17 protein-coding genes are annotated in these 16381 nt (G+C 59.3%); 15 read left to right on the forward strand and 2 right to left on the reverse strand.

Features of this window, described 5'->3' with window-relative positions; translation table 11 throughout:
* Nucleotides 1-102: 102 nt before the first annotated feature.
* A complete protein-coding gene (locus ACQZ63_RS06100) occupies nucleotides 103-1947 on the reverse strand; it encodes an extracellular solute-binding protein (protein WP_065688428.1) in 1845 nt (614 codons plus the stop codon).
* A gap of 206 nt (nucleotides 1948-2153) precedes the next feature.
* On the opposite strand from ACQZ63_RS06100, the gene mepA reads away from it, so the two are divergent.
* The 4 genes from mepA (at nucleotide 2154) to dapB (ending at nucleotide 5675) form a co-directional block, all read left to right on the forward strand.
* A complete protein-coding gene (gene mepA / locus ACQZ63_RS06105) occupies nucleotides 2154-3203 on the forward strand; it encodes a penicillin-insensitive murein endopeptidase (RefSeq protein WP_013635279.1) in 1050 nt (349 codons plus the stop codon).
* 101 nt (nucleotides 3204-3304) lie between these two features.
* Nucleotides 3305-3688 carry a methylglyoxal synthase gene (locus ACQZ63_RS06110; protein WP_003514504.1) on the forward strand — a complete coding sequence of 128 codons (384 nt, stop codon included), beginning with the start codon at nucleotides 3305-3307 and terminating at the stop codon, nucleotides 3686-3688.
* Between the two features lie 21 nt (nucleotides 3689-3709).
* A complete protein-coding gene (locus ACQZ63_RS06115; protein ID WP_003514502.1) occupies nucleotides 3710-4732 on the forward strand; it encodes a glucokinase in 1023 nt (340 codons plus the stop codon).
* Between the two features lie 115 nt (nucleotides 4733-4847).
* A complete protein-coding gene (gene dapB / locus ACQZ63_RS06120) occupies nucleotides 4848-5675 on the forward strand; it encodes a 4-hydroxy-tetrahydrodipicolinate reductase (RefSeq protein ID WP_003514501.1) in 828 nt (275 codons plus the stop codon).
* Between the two features lie 22 nt (nucleotides 5676-5697).
* Here the strand turns inward: dapB and phnF are convergent, their stop codons facing one another.
* Nucleotides 5698-6435 (reverse strand): phosphonate metabolism transcriptional regulator PhnF, encoded by a 738-nt coding sequence (gene phnF / locus ACQZ63_RS06125; RefSeq protein ID WP_003514498.1) that lies wholly within the window; start codon nucleotides 6433-6435, stop codon nucleotides 5698-5700.
* 82 nt (nucleotides 6436-6517) lie between these two features.
* Between phnF and phnG the strand changes: the two genes are divergently transcribed.
* The 11 genes from phnG (at nucleotide 6518) to phnE (ACQZ63_RS06180) (ending at nucleotide 16327) form a co-directional block, all read left to right on the forward strand.
* The gene (gene phnG / locus ACQZ63_RS06130) at nucleotides 6518-6979 is read left to right on the forward strand and encodes a phosphonate C-P lyase system protein PhnG (protein WP_003514497.1); all 462 of its coding nucleotides are present in this window, start codon (nucleotides 6518-6520) and stop codon (nucleotides 6977-6979) included.
* A complete protein-coding gene (gene phnH, locus ACQZ63_RS06135) occupies nucleotides 6979-7587 on the forward strand; it encodes a phosphonate C-P lyase system protein PhnH (protein ID WP_019564519.1) in 609 nt (202 codons plus the stop codon). The genes phnG and phnH overlap by 1 nt, the downstream gene beginning before the upstream one ends.
* Nucleotide 7588: 1 nt before the next feature.
* Nucleotides 7589-8698 (forward strand): carbon-phosphorus lyase complex subunit PhnI, encoded by a 1110-nt coding sequence (locus ACQZ63_RS06140; RefSeq protein ID WP_113555605.1) that lies wholly within the window; start codon nucleotides 7589-7591, stop codon nucleotides 8696-8698.
* 133 nt (nucleotides 8699-8831) lie between these two features.
* Entirely contained in the window at nucleotides 8832-9734 is a 903-nt protein-coding gene (locus ACQZ63_RS06145) for an alpha-D-ribose 1-methylphosphonate 5-phosphate C-P-lyase PhnJ (RefSeq protein ID WP_003514490.1), read from the forward strand.
* A complete protein-coding gene (gene phnK, locus ACQZ63_RS06150) occupies nucleotides 9731-10507 on the forward strand; it encodes a phosphonate C-P lyase system protein PhnK (RefSeq protein WP_113555606.1) in 777 nt (258 codons plus the stop codon). The genes ACQZ63_RS06145 and phnK overlap by 4 nt, the downstream gene beginning before the upstream one ends.
* A gap of 4 nt (nucleotides 10508-10511) precedes the next feature.
* Nucleotides 10512-11219 carry a phosphonate C-P lyase system protein PhnL gene (phnL, locus tag ACQZ63_RS06155; protein WP_003514486.1) on the forward strand — a complete coding sequence of 236 codons (708 nt, stop codon included), beginning with the start codon at nucleotides 10512-10514 and terminating at the stop codon, nucleotides 11217-11219.
* Nucleotides 11216-11833, forward strand: coding sequence for a transferase hexapeptide repeat family protein (locus ACQZ63_RS06160; protein ID WP_113555607.1), 618 nt, complete (start codon nucleotides 11216-11218; stop codon nucleotides 11831-11833). The genes phnL and ACQZ63_RS06160 overlap by 4 nt, the downstream gene beginning before the upstream one ends.
* A gap of 237 nt (nucleotides 11834-12070) precedes the next feature.
* Complete coding sequence (phnC, locus tag ACQZ63_RS06165) at nucleotides 12071-12931, forward strand: phosphonate ABC transporter ATP-binding protein (protein WP_003514481.1); 861 nt, start codon at nucleotides 12071-12073, stop codon at nucleotides 12929-12931.
* Between the two features lie 85 nt (nucleotides 12932-13016).
* Nucleotides 13017-13922, forward strand: coding sequence for a phosphonate ABC transporter substrate-binding protein (phnD, locus tag ACQZ63_RS06170; RefSeq protein ID WP_113555608.1), 906 nt, complete (start codon nucleotides 13017-13019; stop codon nucleotides 13920-13922).
* Between the two features lie 69 nt (nucleotides 13923-13991).
* On the forward strand, nucleotides 13992-14978 hold the full coding sequence (phnE, locus tag ACQZ63_RS06175) for a phosphonate ABC transporter, permease protein PhnE (protein WP_113555609.1): 987 nt from the start codon (nucleotides 13992-13994) through the stop codon (nucleotides 14976-14978).
* Nucleotides 14978-16327 carry a phosphonate ABC transporter, permease protein PhnE gene (gene phnE, locus ACQZ63_RS06180; RefSeq protein WP_113555610.1) on the forward strand — a complete coding sequence of 450 codons (1350 nt, stop codon included), beginning with the start codon at nucleotides 14978-14980 and terminating at the stop codon, nucleotides 16325-16327. The genes phnE (ACQZ63_RS06175) and phnE (ACQZ63_RS06180) overlap by 1 nt, the downstream gene beginning before the upstream one ends.
* Nucleotides 16328-16381: the final 54 nt, after the last annotated feature.

Raw genomic sequence — 16381 nt, forward strand, 5'->3', positions numbered from 1 at the left:
CTGTCAAACCCGGTCCTTTCCTGAAAGCGCTGCCTTGCGCGATCCAAGCGATTCGTCTCGCCCTATGTGAATCAAGCCTTCGGCGCGAAAGCAAGCGCGGCGTCAGTTCGCGGCCTGGCTGGACCACCATGCTTCCGGAAAACCGATGCCATATTGCGGCAGGTTTTCCGGACGGATGAGCGTGTTCCAGTAAGCGACGAACATCTCGCCGCGATAAAATTGCGGTATGACGTAGCTGTTTGCCAGAAGCACCCGGTCAAGCGCCCGCGCGGCGGCCACCTGCTCATCCCGGTTGGGCGCAAATATGACCTTCCTGACCAAAGCGTCGACGGCAGGGTTCTTGATGCCGGCGAGATTGTTGGAGCCCTGCCGGTCGGCCGCCGCCGAACCCCAGAAATCCGCCTGTTCGTTTCCGGGATTTGCCGACGTCGCCCAGAGCTTGACCGCAACGTCGAAATCGAAGCTGCGGGTACGGTTGGTATATTGCGAGGCATCGACGGTGCGGATGGTCGCATTGACGCCGATCTTCTTCAGGTTCTGGACATAGGGCAGGATGGTTCTTTCCATGCCGGAGGAATCGATCAGAAACTCCATATCCAGCGGCTGCCCGCTCGCCGCATTGACCATGCGGTTGCCGCGAAGCTCATAACCGGCCTCCTTCATCAGCTTGACCGCCTCGCGCAGATTGTCACGCTGTTTGGCGGGTTCACCCGCGACGGGATTGCTATATTCGGTGGTGAAGACCTCCGGCGGCACCTGATCCTTCAACTCCTGAAGAATTTCGAGTTCACGACCGGTCGGCAGGCCGGAAGAGGCGAGCTCGCTGCCCATGAAAAAGCTGTTGATGCGCTGAAACTGACCGTAAGCCAGCGTCCTGTTCAGCTCTTCGAAGTCGAAAGCATAGTTAAGCGCCTTGCGCAGTTTCGGGTTCTGGAACTTCTCCCGCCGCATGTTCGGCACGAAGGCCTGCATGATGCCGACGGCGCGATAGATGTTCGGCAATTCTTCCTTTGTGACGCGGCCTTCCTTGACGGCCGGAAAATCATAACCAGTGACCCAGCGGCTGGAAGAAGCTTCCTGCCGGAAATCGACTGTGCCTGATTTGAAAGCCTGGAACTCGACGTCCTGATCGGCAAAGAAGGTATAGGTGATTGTTTTGAAATTGTGCTGGCCGACATTCACATTGATGTCCTTGCCCCAATAGTCGTCACGTCGCTCATAGGTCATCGTCGATCCGGGAGACAGCGACGCTATTTTATAGGGGCCAGAACCCATCACCGGCTCCAGCGTGCCACGCGATATGTCGCGCGGCTTGCCATCCGGACCAACGCCCTCCCACCAGTGTTTGGGAACAATCAGCAACTGCCCGACGATCTGCGGCAATTCGCGATTGTTCTTTTCATCGAAGGTAAAGGTGATGTCCCTTTCACCCGTCACCTCTGCCTTGGTGACATGGGTGTAATAGGTCGCAAGCTGCGGGCTGAGATCTTTGGCTTTTTCAAAACTGAAGACGACATCTTCCGGCGTCACCGGCTTGCCGTCGGCCCATTTCGCTTCTGCACGCAGCCGGAAGGTGGCTTTGGAGATATCGTCGGGATAGCTCACACCCTCGGCCAGGAGACCGTAGGAGGCCGAGAGTTCCTCTTCCGTCGATTTCATAAGAGTGTCGAAAACCAGCGAAAGACCTGTGGCCGCCTCACCCTTGGCGAGCAGCGGATTGAGCGTGTCGAAGGTTCCCGATGTCGACAGGCGTAGTGTGCCGCCTTTCGGCGCCTTGGTGTTCACATAGTCAAAATGATCAAAACCATCGGGATGCTTCAATTCACCGACCGTCGAGATTCCCTTTCGCCACACATCCGCAGACTGTGCGGAGGCGGCCGCCGGCATCAGCATGGCGGAGGCCGCAAGAGCGACGAGGAGCCGGGATTTCAGCGGTGCCAATTTCATTCGGGACGTTCCCTGTTTTCGTGTTTGTTGAAGAGAGCATAAAACAAACATTGGCAAAAAACAGATGCTCCGGCTCACAAGCTCTTTATTGACGCCTTTATTCGCATGCCTTGGTGCGGGCTGCTTGAAACATGGTTTCAACAAAATCCCGATCCAGTTTATCCTGAGGGGCGAGAGAATCATTTAGTCGGAACGGGCACGAATATATGACGGCGGGATCATCCAGAGTTTTCAAGGCGGCCATGCTGGCGATTTCGGTCGTTTCGGCGCTCCAGTTGCAGACGCAAATCGCATCGGCCGAGGACAGGCCCGCGAAAGAAGTATTCGGCCACATCGACCTGCCATCTGCGAATAGCTCCCAGCCGATCGGCTCCTATGCAAAGGGATGTCAGTCCGGCGCCATCGCCATGCCCGCAGATGGCCCGACGTGGCAAGCCATGCGCCTTTCCCGCAATCGCAACTGGGGCCAACCGCAGCTGATTTCCTTCCTCGAGCGGTTTTCGCAGGATGCACAGAAAATCGGCTGGCCGGGCCTGTTGCTCGGCGATATCTCACAGCCGCGCGGTGGACCGATGCTGACAGGCCATGCCTCGCACCAGATCGGCCTCGATGTCGATGTGTGGTGGCGGCCCATGCCGAACCCGAGGCTGACGGTGCAGCAGCGCGAGACGCTGCCTTTCATTTCCATGCTTGATAAGTCCAAGTTCCTGACGGTCGATGACCGCAAATGGTCGCCGCTCAATGCACGGCTGGTAATGATGGCAGCGAGCTATCCGCAGGTGGAGCGGGTCTTCGTGAACCCGGCAATCAAGCAGAAACTATGCCAGACATGGACCGGCGACCGCACCTTCATGGGCAAGATCAGGCCAATCTACGGTCACGACGAACATTTCCACATCCGGCTGGAATGCCCGCCCGGCGCGCCCAACTGCAAACCTCAGGCCGAAGTTGGCAAAGGTGACGGTTGCGACAAGTCGCTGGCCTGGTGGTTCACCAAGGAACCATGGGCGCCGCCGAAGAAAGACCCCAATGCCAAGCCGGTGAAACCCCGTCAGGTCATGGTCTCCGATCTGCCCGCAGCCTGTGCCGCCGTGGCCGCCGCCCCATCCGCCAACACGGAAGGTTTTGCTGCGCAGGCATATTCCCCGGCCCAGGCCGTGCGCCAGCAAGGCGTGGAACAGATAATCCAGAACGCTCCGGCCATTCAGCCACCTGCGGATATTCCGCTTCCGACCCAGCGCCCGACATTGAACTGAAACAGAAATGCGGCATTAAACAGCTTCCCTTTTCAAATGGGGACAAGCTGTTATAGAAGGCTTCAAATCGATTTAATTCTTTATGGGAACAGGCTGGGGACATGGCAGGACAACGCTGTATCGCACTCATCGCTCACGACGAGAAAAAAGACGATATGGCGGATTTTGCGCGTCATCACCAAAAGGTGCTTTCCGGCTTCAAGATCGTCGCCACCGGCACCACCGGCGGGCGCGTTCAGGAAGCCTGCCCCGACCTCAGCGTCATTCGCCTCAAAAGCGGCCCGCTTGGCGGTGACCAGCAGATCGGTGCGATGATCGCCACCGGTGAGGTCGATATGCTTATCTTCTTCACCGACCCGCTGACGGCGATGCCGCATGATGTGGATGTGAAGGCGCTGACGCGGCTTGCCACGGTTTACGACATTCCCATGGCGCTCAATCGCGCCACCGCAGAAAACCTGATCGACTTCAACCTCGCCGAATGACGCGCCAACATGGAACAGGTAATGCCGAAGACGTCCGATACCGAATATCTTTCCTTTCCGATCCTTCTTGGCGACATCGGCGGCACCAATGCCCGCTTTTCCATTCTGATCGATTCCTTTGCGGAACCGGTGCACCTCACCACCGTGAAAACAGCGGAATATCCGACAATTGACGACGCCATCCAGCAGGCGGTTCTGGACAAGACCTCGCTTCAGCCCGTGTCGACCATCCTTGCTATCGCCGGCCCCATCGAAGGCGACGAAATTCCGCTGACCAACTGCCATTGGGTCGTTAAGCCGAAGGATATGCTGGCCAAACTCGGCCTGAAGGACGTCATCGTCATCAACGATTTCGAGGCGCAGGCACTGGCTATTGCCGCGCTCGACGACGACAACCGCGAGTCTATCGGCTCCGGCAAAAAAGACATGCTGGCATCGCGCGTCGTTCTCGGACCAGGCACAGGCCTTGGCGTTGCCGGTCTGGTTTACGCCCGACATATGTGGTTTCCCGTACCCGGCGAAGGCGGCCACATCGATATCGGCCCCAGAAGCGCGCGTGACTATGCGGTCTTTCCGCATATCGAGACCATCGAGGGCCGTGTCGCCGGCGAACAGATCCTTTGCGGGCGCGGGCTGGTCAATCTTTACCGGGCCATCTGCACCGCCGATGGCATCGAGCCGATCTTTTCCGATCCGGCCGACATAACCTCGCAGGGGCTTTCGGGCCAGAACCCGCAGGCGAAAGAGACGCTTTCGCTTTTCAGCACCTATCTCGGCCGTGTGGCGGGTGACCTTGCCCTGATCTTCATGGCCAAGGGCGGTGTCTATCTCGCAGGTGGCATTTCGCAGAAAATCGTTCCCGCGCTGAAAAGCCCTGAATTCCGGGCGGCGTTCGAAGACAAGGCGCCGCACAGTGCCCTGATGCGCAGCATTCCCACCTTCGTCGTTACCCATCCACAGGCGGCCCTTTCCGGTCTCGCCACCTACGCGCGCACCCCTTCGGATTTCGGCCTTTCACTCGACGGGCGGCGCTGGAGAGCCTGATCTGCGCTTGGGACAGGCTTGCGAAGCTGGCGGGCGGTCATTAACGTCGGTGAGGTATGGGTCAGTCAATTGAATGGCGACCTTGAACGGCAGGACGTGAAAAGTGAGTGAAGGCATGAGCGGCAGCGATATGAAACTGGTGGTGGTTGGTGCGGCGGGCCGCATGGGACAGGCGCTGATCCGCCTTATTCACCAGACACCGGGTGTAACGCTGCATGCCGCCGTGGCGCGCGAAGGGTCTGCTTTTGTTGGCCGCGATGCCGGCGAGATTGCCGGTCTCGGACCAATCGGCGTCGAGATCACCAGCGATCCCTTGCAGGCATTCCTGCATGCGGAAGGGGTGATCGACTTCACCTCGCCTGCAACCAGCGTCACTTTCGCCGGTCTCGCCGCGCAGGCCCGCATCGTGCACGTCATCGGCACCACCGGTTGCTCACTGGGCGACGAGGAAAAATTCAAGGCAGCGTCACGCCATGCCCGCATCGTCAAATCAGGCAATATGAGCCTTGGCGTCAATCTGCTCAGCGTTTTGACGCAGCAGGCCGCCAAGGCACTGGATGCGCAGAACTGGGATATCGAAATCCTTGAAATGCACCACAAACACAAGGTGGACGCGCCCTCCGGAACAGCGCTGCTGCTCGGCGAAGCGGCGGCAGCGGGCCGCAAGGTCGATCTCGCCACCTCCTCCGTTCGCGTGCGTGACGGGCATACGGGTGCGCGCGAAGCGGGCACAATCGGTTTTGCGACCCTGCGCGGCGGCTCGGTGATCGGCGAACATTCGGTGATCTTCGCTGGCGAGGGAGAGCGCGTCGAGCTTTCCCACTACGCCGGCGACCGCTCCATCTTCGCACGCGGCGCGATTGCGGCGGCGGTCTGGGCCTTCGATAAGAAGCCGGGCTTCTATTCGATGCTGGATGTTCTCGGCCTTTCGCAGGCAGAATAACGCTTCAGTCTGTGTCTGCGCCTTAATTTTCCACGGTAAACTCAACCGTATCGGCCGAGAACCGGCTGATGGCATATTGCACGGGAATGCCGTCCATATCCGCGTTCAGCGCCTGGGTGACGAGCAGTATTGCGCCCGGCGACAATTCGAGATCGGCCAGATCCTGCGTATCAGCGTGGCTCGCGGAAATAACGGTAGAGATGCGTACATAATCCGCGACGCCCAGCATTTCGAAGGCGGCGGTGATCGACCCACTTTTTTGATAGGCTTCCCCTATCCCTGAAAAACGGTCCGCCGGAAACCACGTGGTCGAGCGCGAAACCGGCCGGCTGTCGGCCTTTCGCAGGGTTTCCAGACGCACAAGCGGTGCACCCGGCTGCAATTGCAGCCGTGCCGCCAGATCGGCATTTGCCGGCTCGGTGGTGTGGGAAAGAAGCAGCGCCTGCATATCCTTCACCTGATCGCTGATACCGGCCGTGAACCGTGTGCGCAGTGAAATCGGAAAGCTCAGTCGTTCCTTGCGCGCAATCATCGTGCCGCGCCCCTGCCTCGCCTCGAGAATGCCTTCGCTTGCCAGCGCGGCAATGGCGCTCCTGACGGTATGGCGGTTGACACCGAATTTTTCGGCCAGCGTCATTTCTGGCGGCAACATGCCGGTTTCGTCGTGATCGCCCGCTGCGATCTCGCCCCTGATCCTGTCGGCGATCTGTCGCCAGAGCGCCACGCCGTTCTTTCTTTTCATCGCTGCCGAAGGGCTCATGTCACACGCTTGTCATTCATCGACGTTAATTGTAACTTATATTGTATAGTTGTCTATATCAATAGACATTAGAGGTCAAGCGATGAATAACGAAGCTGCGAATTCACATGCGGAAAGGAAACGGGTGGCAGCACTTCTTGCCCGCGCCACCGTTCAGGAACTTGAGGCGGTCTGGAGCCGGCAGGATGCCAGCCCGCAGACGGAAAACGTGCGGGGGCCTGAAACCGGCCTCGTGATGGTCAAGGGCCGTATCGGCGGCGGCGGTGCGCCCTTTAATCTGGGCGAAACCACCGTGACCCGGGCAACCGTGAAGCTTGCATCCGGCACCGTCGGCCATGCGCATGTGCTCGGCACCGGTCGCAAGAAGGCCTGGTACGCTGCGGTTTTCGATGCGCTCTGGCAGGAAAACCCGACACGCGGCTTCATCGAGACCGAGCTTCTTTCACCGGTCGAAAAAAGACTGGCCGAGGAGAAAGACCGGAAAACGAAAGAAACAGCCGCAACTCGTGTGGATTTCTTCACCATGGTTCGAGGAGAGGATTGATGGGCGTGAAAGCCGAAGCATTGACGGGCGGTTTTTCCGACGCCGTTTTCGATTCACAGCGAATCTTCAAGAAGCTCATGGACGGCATGGCCCGGCCAGGCACAGCGCAAACGATCGAAACAACAGTTGCCCCGCCGCTGCCGCTTGGTGCGGCCAGCGGCGCCGTTCTTCTTGCACTTTGCGACCATGACACGCCGGTCTGGCTGAGCGGCGCGCTACGCAAAACCACGGTGCCGGGATGGATCGGGTTTCACACCGGGGCGGTTACAACAGAGGAAAAAAGCGCGGCGCATTTCGCCGTCATTGAGGCGGGAAGCGCAATTGCCTCCTTCGGTCTCTTTGCCCAAGGCAGTCAGGAATACCCCGACCGTTCCACGACGGTCATCATTGAATTGCCCGATCTTGACGGCGGACGGGAACTGCTGCTGTCCGGCCCCGGCATCCGCCATATCAACATCATTAGCCCATCCGGCCTGCCGGACATATTCCCGAGGCTATGGGCGGAAAACAACGCCATCTTCCCGCGCGGCATCGACATCATCCTGACGGCTGGTGACAAATTCGTCTGCCTGCCACGCACAACGCGCATTCAACCCGTGGAGGCATAAGATGTATGTTGCTGTCAAAGGCGGGGAAACCGCCATCGCCAACGCCCACCGGCTTCTGGCCGACAAGCGGCGCGGAGACCGCGACCTGCCCGCCATGACGGTGGCGCAGATCGTTTCGCAGCTTTCGCTCGCCGTTGACCGGGTCATGGCGGAGGCTTCGCTTTACGACCAGTCGCTGGCCGCCCTTGCCGTCAAGCAGTCTCGCGGCGACATGATAGAAGCGATTTTCCTGCTGCGCGCCTACCGCACGACCCTGCCCCGTTTCGGCTACTCTGTTCCCGTGGATACTGCGAAGATGACGGTCCAACGGCGCGTTTCGGCAACCTACAAGGATTTGCCGGGCGGGCAATTGCTGGGACCGACCTTCGATTACACCCACCGCCTGCTCGATCCCTCGCTGCTGGAGGACGGAGCTGTCGAGATCCCTGCCATCCGTGAAGGCGAGACAGAATACGTCATGCGCGTATCCGACATTCTCGCCGAAGAAGGCTTGATCGAAAGTGACGGCGACATGCCGGACGACCATGTTGCCGGCGATCTGACACGCGAACCAATAGAGTTTCCGATGGCGCGCGACCTGCGCCTGCAATCGCTTGCACGCGGCGACGAGGGCTTTCTTCTGGCGCTCGCCTATTCGACGCAGCGCGGTTACGGACGCACACACCCGTTCGTCGGTGAAATCCGCATCGGCGAGGTGGAGGTCGAACTGGATGTGCCGGAGCTCGGTTTTGCTGTCTCGCTCGGCGACATCAAGGTCACTGAATGCCAGATGGTCAACCAGTTCAAGGGTTCTGCCAAGGCACCTCCGCAATTCACCCGCGGTTACGGTCTGGTGTTCGGCCAGAGCGAGCGCAAGGCGATGGCCATGTCACTGGTCGACCGTGCGCTACGCGCCGCTGAATTCGGTGAGGATGTGGTTGCCCCGGCGCAGGACGAGGAATTCGTCATCTCGCACGCCGACAATGTGCAGGCGACGGGCTTTGTCGAACATCTGAAATTGCCGCACTACGTGGATTTTCAGGCCGAACTGGGCTTGGTGCGCAAAATGCGCGCCGATTTCGACGCGACCGACACCGATGCCAGGGAATGGATGAGCGATGCCGCCGAATAACTCAGCGACTGTGCTGCTCGCCGAACCAATAGGCGCAAAAGACGGTCAATGCTGCAAAAGCGGCAAAGAACACGGCTGCAAGAATTCCAATCTCCATGAGCTTGTACTCCTTTTTTCGCAAGGTTAACGCGCAATGCTTAAAGAAGTTTCATTCGACGACGGGCTGGCTGCCTACAACTTCGCCTATCTGGACGAACAGACCAAGCGGATGATCCGCCGGGCGATCCTTAAGGCAATTGCCATTCCCGGTTATCAGGTTCCCTTCGCTTCCCGTGAAATGCCCATGCCTTACGGCTGGGGCACCGGCGGCGTGCAGGTGACCGCCGCCATCCTCGGTCCAGACGATGTCCTGAAGGTTATCGACCAGGGCGCCGACGATACCACCAACGCCGTTTCCATCCGCGCCTTCTTCCAGAAAGTCGCTGATGTCGCCGTCACCACCCGCACCAAGGATGCAACCATCATCCAGACGCGGCACCGCATTCCCGAAGAAGAACTGCATTCGGGGCAGGTGCTTGTCTATCAGGTTCCCATTCCTGAACCCTTGCGGTTCCTCGAGCCGCGCGAGACCGAAACCCGCGTCATGCATGCGCTGGAGGAATACGGCCTGATGCACGTCAAGCTTTATGAGGACATCGCCCGCAACGGCCGTATCTCCACCACCTATGCCTATCCGGTGAAGGTTGCGGGGCGCTATGTGATGGACCCCTCGCCAACCCCGAAGTTCGACAATCCGAAAATGCACCTGTCGGACGCCCTGCAATTGTTCGGGGCCGGGCGCGAAAAGCGCATCTATGCCGTGCCACCCTACACGGATGTCGTCAGCCTGGATTTCGAGGACCATCCGTTTGAAATCCAGAGCTTCGACAAGCCATGCGCGCTGTGCGGCGGGGAGAATGTCTATCTGGACGAGGTGGTGCTGGACGACAAGGGCGGGCGGATGTTCGTCTGCTCCGATACCGACCATTGCGAAGACCGCCGCGCCCATGGCCACAAGGGCCATTTGCTGGCGGATGTGAAGGAGGCCGCAGAATGAGCGACGCACCGCTTCTGAAAGTCAGGGACGTTTCGAAATATTACGGCGACCGCGCCGGTTGCCGCAACGTCTCCTTCGAGCTTTATCCGGGCGAGGTTCTGGCAATCGTCGGTGAATCCGGCTCCGGCAAGACCACGCTTCTCAACTGCATTTCCACACGGCTCATGCCGACGGCTGGCAGCGTGGAATATCGCATGCGCGACGGCTCGGTGCGAGATCTCTATCATATGGGCGAGGCCGAACGGCGTTTCCTGATGCGGACAGACTGGGGTTTCGTGCACCAGAACCCAGCGGATGGACTGCGCATGGCGGTTTCGGCCGGTGCCAATGTCGGCGAGCGGCTTATGGCTGTCGGTAACCGGCATTACGGCAATATCCGGCAATCGGCCAGCGAGTGGCTGGAGCGGGTGGAAATCGGCACAGACCGCATTGACGACCAGCCACGCGCCTTTTCCGGCGGCATGCGTCAGCGTCTGCAGATTGCCCGCAACCTGGTGACCTCACCGCGCCTCGTCTTCATGGACGAACCGACCGGCGGCCTCGATGTTTCGGTGCAGGCACGCCTGCTCGATCTCGTGCGTGGTCTCGTCAACGATCTCGGCCTCGCCGTTATCGTCGTCACCCATGATCTGGCGGTCGCGCGGCTGCTTTCCCATCGCATGATGGTGATGAAGGGTGGTGACGTCATCGAACACGGTCTGACAGACCGGGTGCTGGATGATCCGCGCGAACCCTACACGCAATTGCTTGTTTCCTCCATTTTGCAGGTTTGACGCCATGCCGACACCCCTTATCGTTTCGGAAGTCTTCAAAAGCTTCACCATGCATCTTCGCGATGGCATCGAACTGCCTGTTGTCCGGGATGTCAGTTTCTCCGTGTCCGGCGGAGAATGTGTCGTGCTCGGCGGCCCATCCGGCATCGGCAAAAGCTCGATCCTGAAAATGCTCTATGGCAATTATGCCATCGACAGCGGCCAGATCCTCATCCGCCACGAGGATCAGGTCATCGACATGGGCAGCGCCTCGCCGCGCACCATCCTCGAGATTCGCCATCGCACCATCGGGTATGTCAGCCAGTTTCTGCGCACCGTGCCGCGCGTTCCGGCGATCGACGTCGTCGCCGAGCCGCTTTTTGCGCGCAAGGTTGCCGCAGAAGAGGCCCGCGAGCAGGCAGCCGTTCTGCTTTCGAAACTCAACCTGCCGCGGGAATTGTGGTCGCTGCCGCCAGCAACCTTTTCCGGCGGCGAGCAGCAGCGCGTCAACATCGCACGCGGTTTCATCACCGATCACGCGATCCTGCTTCTCGATGAACCGACCGCATCCCTGGATGCCGCCAACCGACGGGTGGTCGTGGAGATGATCGCGGAAAAGAAGCGCAAAGGGACGGCCTTGCTCGGTATTTTCCATGACGAGGAAGTGCGCGAAGCCGTGGCCGATCGCGTTCTGGATGTCTCGCAATTCTCCCCCCGGAAGGCAGCGGCATGAGTGTGAAGGTCGGTCTCGAACCTGTTGTCCACGAAAGTGCCCGCGTCACCAATTCATCGATCGGCCGCTATACCGAAATTTCGGAACGCTGCCGCATCGAGGAAGTGGAGATGGGCGACTATTCCTATGTCATGCAGGACGGTGCGATCTGGTGCGCCACCATCGGCAAATTCGTCAACATCGCCGCATCCGTCCGCATCAACGCGACCAATCATCCGATGTCGCGCGCCACACTTCACCATTTCACCTACCGTGCCCGCAATTATTGGGACGACGCCGAAGATGAAAATGACTTCTTCGCCGCCCGCCGCGCCAAGCGCGTGGTGATCGGCCACGATGTCTGGATCGGCCATGGCGCGACCATCCTGCCTGGCGTCACAATCGGAAACGGCGCGGTAATCGGGGCCGGTGCGGTCGTGTCGAAAGACGTTGCGCCCTATACCATCGTCGGCGGCGTACCCGCCCGGCTGATCAGGACCCGCTTCCCGGCGGACCTTGGCCAGCGCATGGACGATCTCAAATGGTGGGACTGGGACCACGCAACGCTGCGCGGCGCACTGGACGATTTCCGCACCCTCGCCGCCGAGGATTTCGTGGCGAAATACGCCGGGTAAAATCGCCCCACACCGAAGAAACTGCAGATTCCGGGGTCATGCTCCGGGGTCTCCCTAACCATGTCTGCGAGACACAGCGCGGGCTTCAAGCCCTTGGCACGACTACTAAAAGGTTCGCAGGCGACCACGCGCACGCCTTATCTGCGCATTCTGTAATATTTTCTTCATCAAACTGACATTCACGCTTCACGCACCGCTGTTAGGTCGAACCCCATCAGAAGAAGATTGGACGGGGAAATGAGCTTTCACCTGAAGCAAGTCACGCGCCGTTTCGGCAACCACACTGCGGTCGATTCCGTGAATGTGGAAATTCCGCAAGGCCAGATGGTTGGCGTGATTGGACGTTCTGGCGCAGGAAAGTCAACGCTGCTGCGCATGATCAACCGCCTCGTCGATCCCTCCTCGGGTTCCATTCACTTCAACGACACGGAAGTCTCTTCGCTGAAGGGTGCCGCCCTGCGCAACTGGCAGCGCGACTGCGCGATGATCTTCCAGCAGTTCAATCTGGTGCCGCGTCTCGACGTGCTCACCAATGTCATGCTCGGCCGCCTGAACCACCGTTCGACCGTGCTCAGCCTGTTCAACATCTTCACGGATGAAGAGCGCCTGATGGCGATTGCCGCCCTCGAGCGGCTCGGCATCGAGCACGTGGCCATGCAGGCGGCGGGCACGCTTTCCGGCGGCCAGCAGCAGCGCGTCGCTATCGCCCGGGCACTAATGCAGTCTCCGAAGATGGTTCTCGCCGACGAGCCGATCGCCTCTCTCGATCCCCTGAACGCCAAGATCGTCATGGACGCCCTGCGCGACATCAACGAGCGTGAAGGCATCACCGTCATCACCAATCTGCATACGCTGGATACGGCGCGCAATTATTGCGAACGCATCATCGGCATGTCGCAGGGTCGAGTCGTTTTCGACGGAACACCCGCCGAACTGACGGCTGCGGCGGTCACGGAGATTTACGGCACGGATTCACACGGCGCCGGCATCGACGAGACCATGACCTCGACCAGCATCAATATTCCCGGCGCGCAGCTTGCCGCGCGTCCGGTTCAGCAATCTGCCGGTCCCGAACCGCTGGCTCTCGCCGGGCTCTGAGGAACCGCTCAGCATCGTTTGCGCCCGCGTCAAGGGCCGATACTTCACAACAAACTCCGGCTCGCCGGGAAACAGGAGAAAGTCCATGTTGAAGAAAATCCTTCTTTCGGCAGTCGCCCTTGGCGTTCTGGCCGGTTCGGCCATGGCTCAGGACGTCAAGGTCCTGCGTATCGGTCTCGACGGTTCGGAAAATGAAGCCGACCAGATCCGCAACACGAAGTGCGTTGCCGATGGCCTCAAGGCTGCAACCGGCGTTTCCGAAGTTCAGGTTTTCCCGTCGCCGGACTATAACGGCGTTATCCAGGGCCTGCTCGGCGGCACCATCGACATCGCCTCCATGGGCGCTTCTTCCTACGCCAAGATCGCTCTTGCCGATCCGAAGGCTGTCGACCCGATCCTGACCACGGCTGGCGCTGACGGTTCGACCGGTTATTACACCATCATGGTTGCCCGCAAGGACAGCGGCATCAAGACGCTGGCTGACGCCAAGGGCAAGAAGATCGGCTTCGCCGATCCTGACTCCACCTCCGGCTTCCTCGTCCCGAATGTTGCTATTCCGAAGGAAACCGGCGTTCCGGTCAAGGAATATTTCTCTGAAACCGGCTTCGGCGGCGGTCATGAGAACCTCGTTCTCGCCGTTCTCGACAAGAAGTTCGACGTTGGCACGACCTTCGGTTCGGGCGTCGGCAAGTGGGAAGAAGGCTACACGGCCGGCAACCTCTACCAGATGGTCAAGAAGGGCAATCTCGACATGGACGATATCGTCGAAGTCTGGAAGTCCCCTCTGATCCCGAACGGTCCGCTCATGGTCGCAAACAAGATCGGCGACAGCATGAAGCAGAAGGTCGAGACCTTCTTCATGGAACTGCCGAAGAAGGACCTCGCCTGCTTCCAGGGCTTCAGCCAGGGCAAGAACACCGGCTACGTCAAGGTCGATCCGTCCTTCTACCAGACGATCATCGACGCCCGTAAGTCCGTTATCGGCGGCTGATCCTCAGATCATATCCGGAAGCGGCGGTGCCTTGCGGCACCGCCGCTTTTGCCAATAAAGGAAAGCGGCATGGCGACCACACTGCAACATGGTACCCTCACGCCCGAGGGATTGAGCGCATCGTCCCGAACGGTGATGCGTCATTATCAACAGCAGCTTAGGACACGGCGGATTTATACCGTTATGTCGCTCGTTATCTTCCTCATCGTCCTTGCCGCCTCACTGAATTTCGCCAATGAGGCCAATTCGGGCAAGTTCTTCGAGCGCCTGCCATATTTTTTCGACTTCATGAAAACATTCGTGCCGGATAGTCCGCTCGAGGTCTTCCGGGCGATGTTCGACCTGCCGTCGCCCTATGACAACGGTTCGCTGAAATACAACTATGTCGCGGATCGCGTTTACATCACCAACGGTTTCTACATACCGCATTTCATCTATCAGCTGATCATCACGCTCAACATCGCGCTGGTCTCGACGATAATAGGCACGACCTTCGCATTTGTGCTGTGCTTCTTTGCCTCCACCAACCTTATCGGTGCCGGCCTCGTGCGCTGGGTGGTACGCCGGGTAATGGAGATCCTGCGCGCCTTTCCGGAGATCGTCGTCGCGGGATTGCTGACTGCCATCTTATCGATCGGGCCGATCGCGGCGATCATCGCGATTTCCGTGCACACCATCGGGGCTCTGGGGAAGCTATTCTTCGAAGTCGTGGAAAATGCCGACATGAAGGCGGATGAAGGCCTGCGTGCCGCGGGTGCCAACTGGCTGGAGCGGGTTCGCTTTGCCATCGTGCCGCAGGTCCTGCCCAATTTCGTGTCCTATGCATTGCTGCGTGCCGAAATCAATGTACGCGCCTCGACCATCATCGGCGCCGTTGGTGGTGGCGGCATTGGCGAGGTCTTCCGGCTGTCGATCGGTAACGATCACGCCTCCAAGACCTATGCCATCATCTTCCTGCTGCTGATCACCATCATCGCCGTAGACCAGTTTTCAAGCTGGTTGCGCCGCAGGCTGATCGGCCATCAATCCTTCGAATTCGGACGGGGAGCGGCCTGATGTCGTCCAGCTTCATTCTCAATACCGCAGACCGCGAGAGGCTGACGGCCGCACATCCCGCAATTTTCAATCGCGGCTTCATGCAGCGATACGGCTTGCTGACCGGTATTGTCGCCGTCCTCGTCTATCTCACCGCCTGCTTTTTCTTCTTCAATGTCGGCCCCGCCTTCATGCAGGGTCGATGGGATCGCGCTTCGAGCTACATTCAGGACTGGTATTCCTGGCGGGCCCAGCCACGCCTTCGTTTCGAAGACGGCAAGGTGAACCCGCAGTGGTCAAGCCGGATGCAATATCCCGCCGATGCGCCGATCGACTGGCTGCAACCCTTGCCGGATGGCGGCTACAGCGTCGTTTACGCGGGCACGCAAAACCGTCTCGACGTAACGCCGACCCGGGTGGACGTCTATGTGGACGGCAAGAACTATACCGTCATCATCAATGGCGACAAAGCTCTGGCGCCTGAGGTCCTGCCGCAAGAGATCACGCAGGACGGCAACAAGGTTCTCGTGCATTACGGTTTTGCCGGACAGGCGGAAATCCGCACCAGCCAGGTTTACGTGCAGCGGCGGTTCCTCGGGTGGGCGAACTTCCTGTTCGATACCAAATCGGAATTCTGGGGCAAGAGCTACGGCGACCTTGCCGCACTGGCGCTGTGGGGGGAAAGGCTCGATCCCACGCGCTCAAACATCAGCCACATGGTCGATGATTTCCTCGACAATGGTGTCTGGCAGCACGCCGATATTCTTTCCAAGCTGATGCAGACGCTGGTGATGGCCTTTGTGGGCACGTTGTTCGGCACGCTCGTTGCCCTGCCGCTCGCTTTTCTCGCCGCACGCAATATCACCGCCAACAGGGCCGCCAACTGGGGCATGAAGCGTCTGTTCGACTTCCTGCGCTCGATCGACATGCTGATCTGGGCGCTGTTTTTCACCCGCAGCTTCGGCCCGGGACCGATCCCCGGCATTGCCGCGATCTTCTTCACCGATACCGGTGCGCTCGGCAAGGTCTATGCCGAGGCGCTGGAGAATGTTGACGACAAGCAGCGCGAGGGCGTCAAATCGGTTGGCGCTTCTCCCATTGCCGTCAATCGTTTCGGCGTGCTTCCGCAGGTCCTGCCGGTCTTCATTTCCCAGTCGCTTTATTTCTGGGAAAGCAACACCCGTTCAGCCACGATCATCGGTGCGGTTGGCGCTGGCGGCATCGGTTTGAAACTGCTGGAAGCAATGGGTACCAATGCCGACTGGGACAAGGTCGCTTATATGGTGCTGCTCATTCTCTTCGTGGTTTTCCTGTTCGACCACATCTCGAATTCCCTGCGGTCGCGCCTGATCGGGAAAACCCAGCATTAATTCATAAAGCAGGAGCGGGGTTTGGCTATCCCGCTTCCCGAGACGTGCGCAAAA

Source organism: Agrobacterium sp. CG160-95, assembly GCF_053521725.1.

What these genes read in the sequence shown, in the direction of transcription:
- phnG (WP_003514497.1), top strand. Translation starts at nt 6,518, where the DNA reads ATGAATAACGAAGCTGCGAATTCACATGCGGAAAGGAAACGGGTGGCA.
- ACQZ63_RS06110 (WP_003514504.1), top strand. Translation starts at nt 3,305, where the DNA reads ATGGCAGGACAACGCTGTATCGCACTCATCGCTCACGACGAGAAAAAA.
- phnD (WP_113555608.1), top strand. Translation starts at nt 13,017, where the DNA reads ATGTTGAAGAAAATCCTTCTTTCGGCAGTCGCCCTTGGCGTTCTGGCC.
- phnE (WP_113555609.1), top strand. Translation starts at nt 13,992, where the DNA reads ATGGCGACCACACTGCAACATGGTACCCTCACGCCCGAGGGATTGAGC.
- phnE (WP_113555610.1), top strand. Translation starts at nt 14,978, where the DNA reads ATGTCGTCCAGCTTCATTCTCAATACCGCAGACCGCGAGAGGCTGACG.
- phnC (WP_003514481.1), top strand. Translation starts at nt 12,071, where the DNA reads ATGAGCTTTCACCTGAAGCAAGTCACGCGCCGTTTCGGCAACCACACT.
- phnH (WP_019564519.1), top strand. Translation starts at nt 6,979, where the DNA reads ATGGGCGTGAAAGCCGAAGCATTGACGGGCGGTTTTTCCGACGCCGTT.
- phnL (WP_003514486.1), top strand. Translation starts at nt 10,512, where the DNA reads ATGCCGACACCCCTTATCGTTTCGGAAGTCTTCAAAAGCTTCACCATG.
- phnK (WP_113555606.1), top strand. Translation starts at nt 9,731, where the DNA reads ATGAGCGACGCACCGCTTCTGAAAGTCAGGGACGTTTCGAAATATTAC.
- phnF (WP_003514498.1), bottom strand. Translation starts at nt 6,435, where the DNA reads ATGAGCCCTTCGGCAGCGATGAAAAGAAAGAACGGCGTGGCGCTCTGG.
- ACQZ63_RS06100 (WP_065688428.1), bottom strand. Translation starts at nt 1,947, where the DNA reads ATGAAATTGGCACCGCTGAAATCCCGGCTCCTCGTCGCTCTTGCGGCC.
- ACQZ63_RS06160 (WP_113555607.1), top strand. Translation starts at nt 11,216, where the DNA reads ATGAGTGTGAAGGTCGGTCTCGAACCTGTTGTCCACGAAAGTGCCCGC.
- ACQZ63_RS06140 (WP_113555605.1), top strand. Translation starts at nt 7,589, where the DNA reads ATGTATGTTGCTGTCAAAGGCGGGGAAACCGCCATCGCCAACGCCCAC.
- ACQZ63_RS06145 (WP_003514490.1), top strand. Translation starts at nt 8,832, where the DNA reads ATGCTTAAAGAAGTTTCATTCGACGACGGGCTGGCTGCCTACAACTTC.
- dapB (WP_003514501.1), top strand. Translation starts at nt 4,848, where the DNA reads ATGAGCGGCAGCGATATGAAACTGGTGGTGGTTGGTGCGGCGGGCCGC.
- mepA (WP_013635279.1), top strand. Translation starts at nt 2,154, where the DNA reads ATGACGGCGGGATCATCCAGAGTTTTCAAGGCGGCCATGCTGGCGATT.
- ACQZ63_RS06115 (WP_003514502.1), top strand. Translation starts at nt 3,710, where the DNA reads ATGCCGAAGACGTCCGATACCGAATATCTTTCCTTTCCGATCCTTCTT.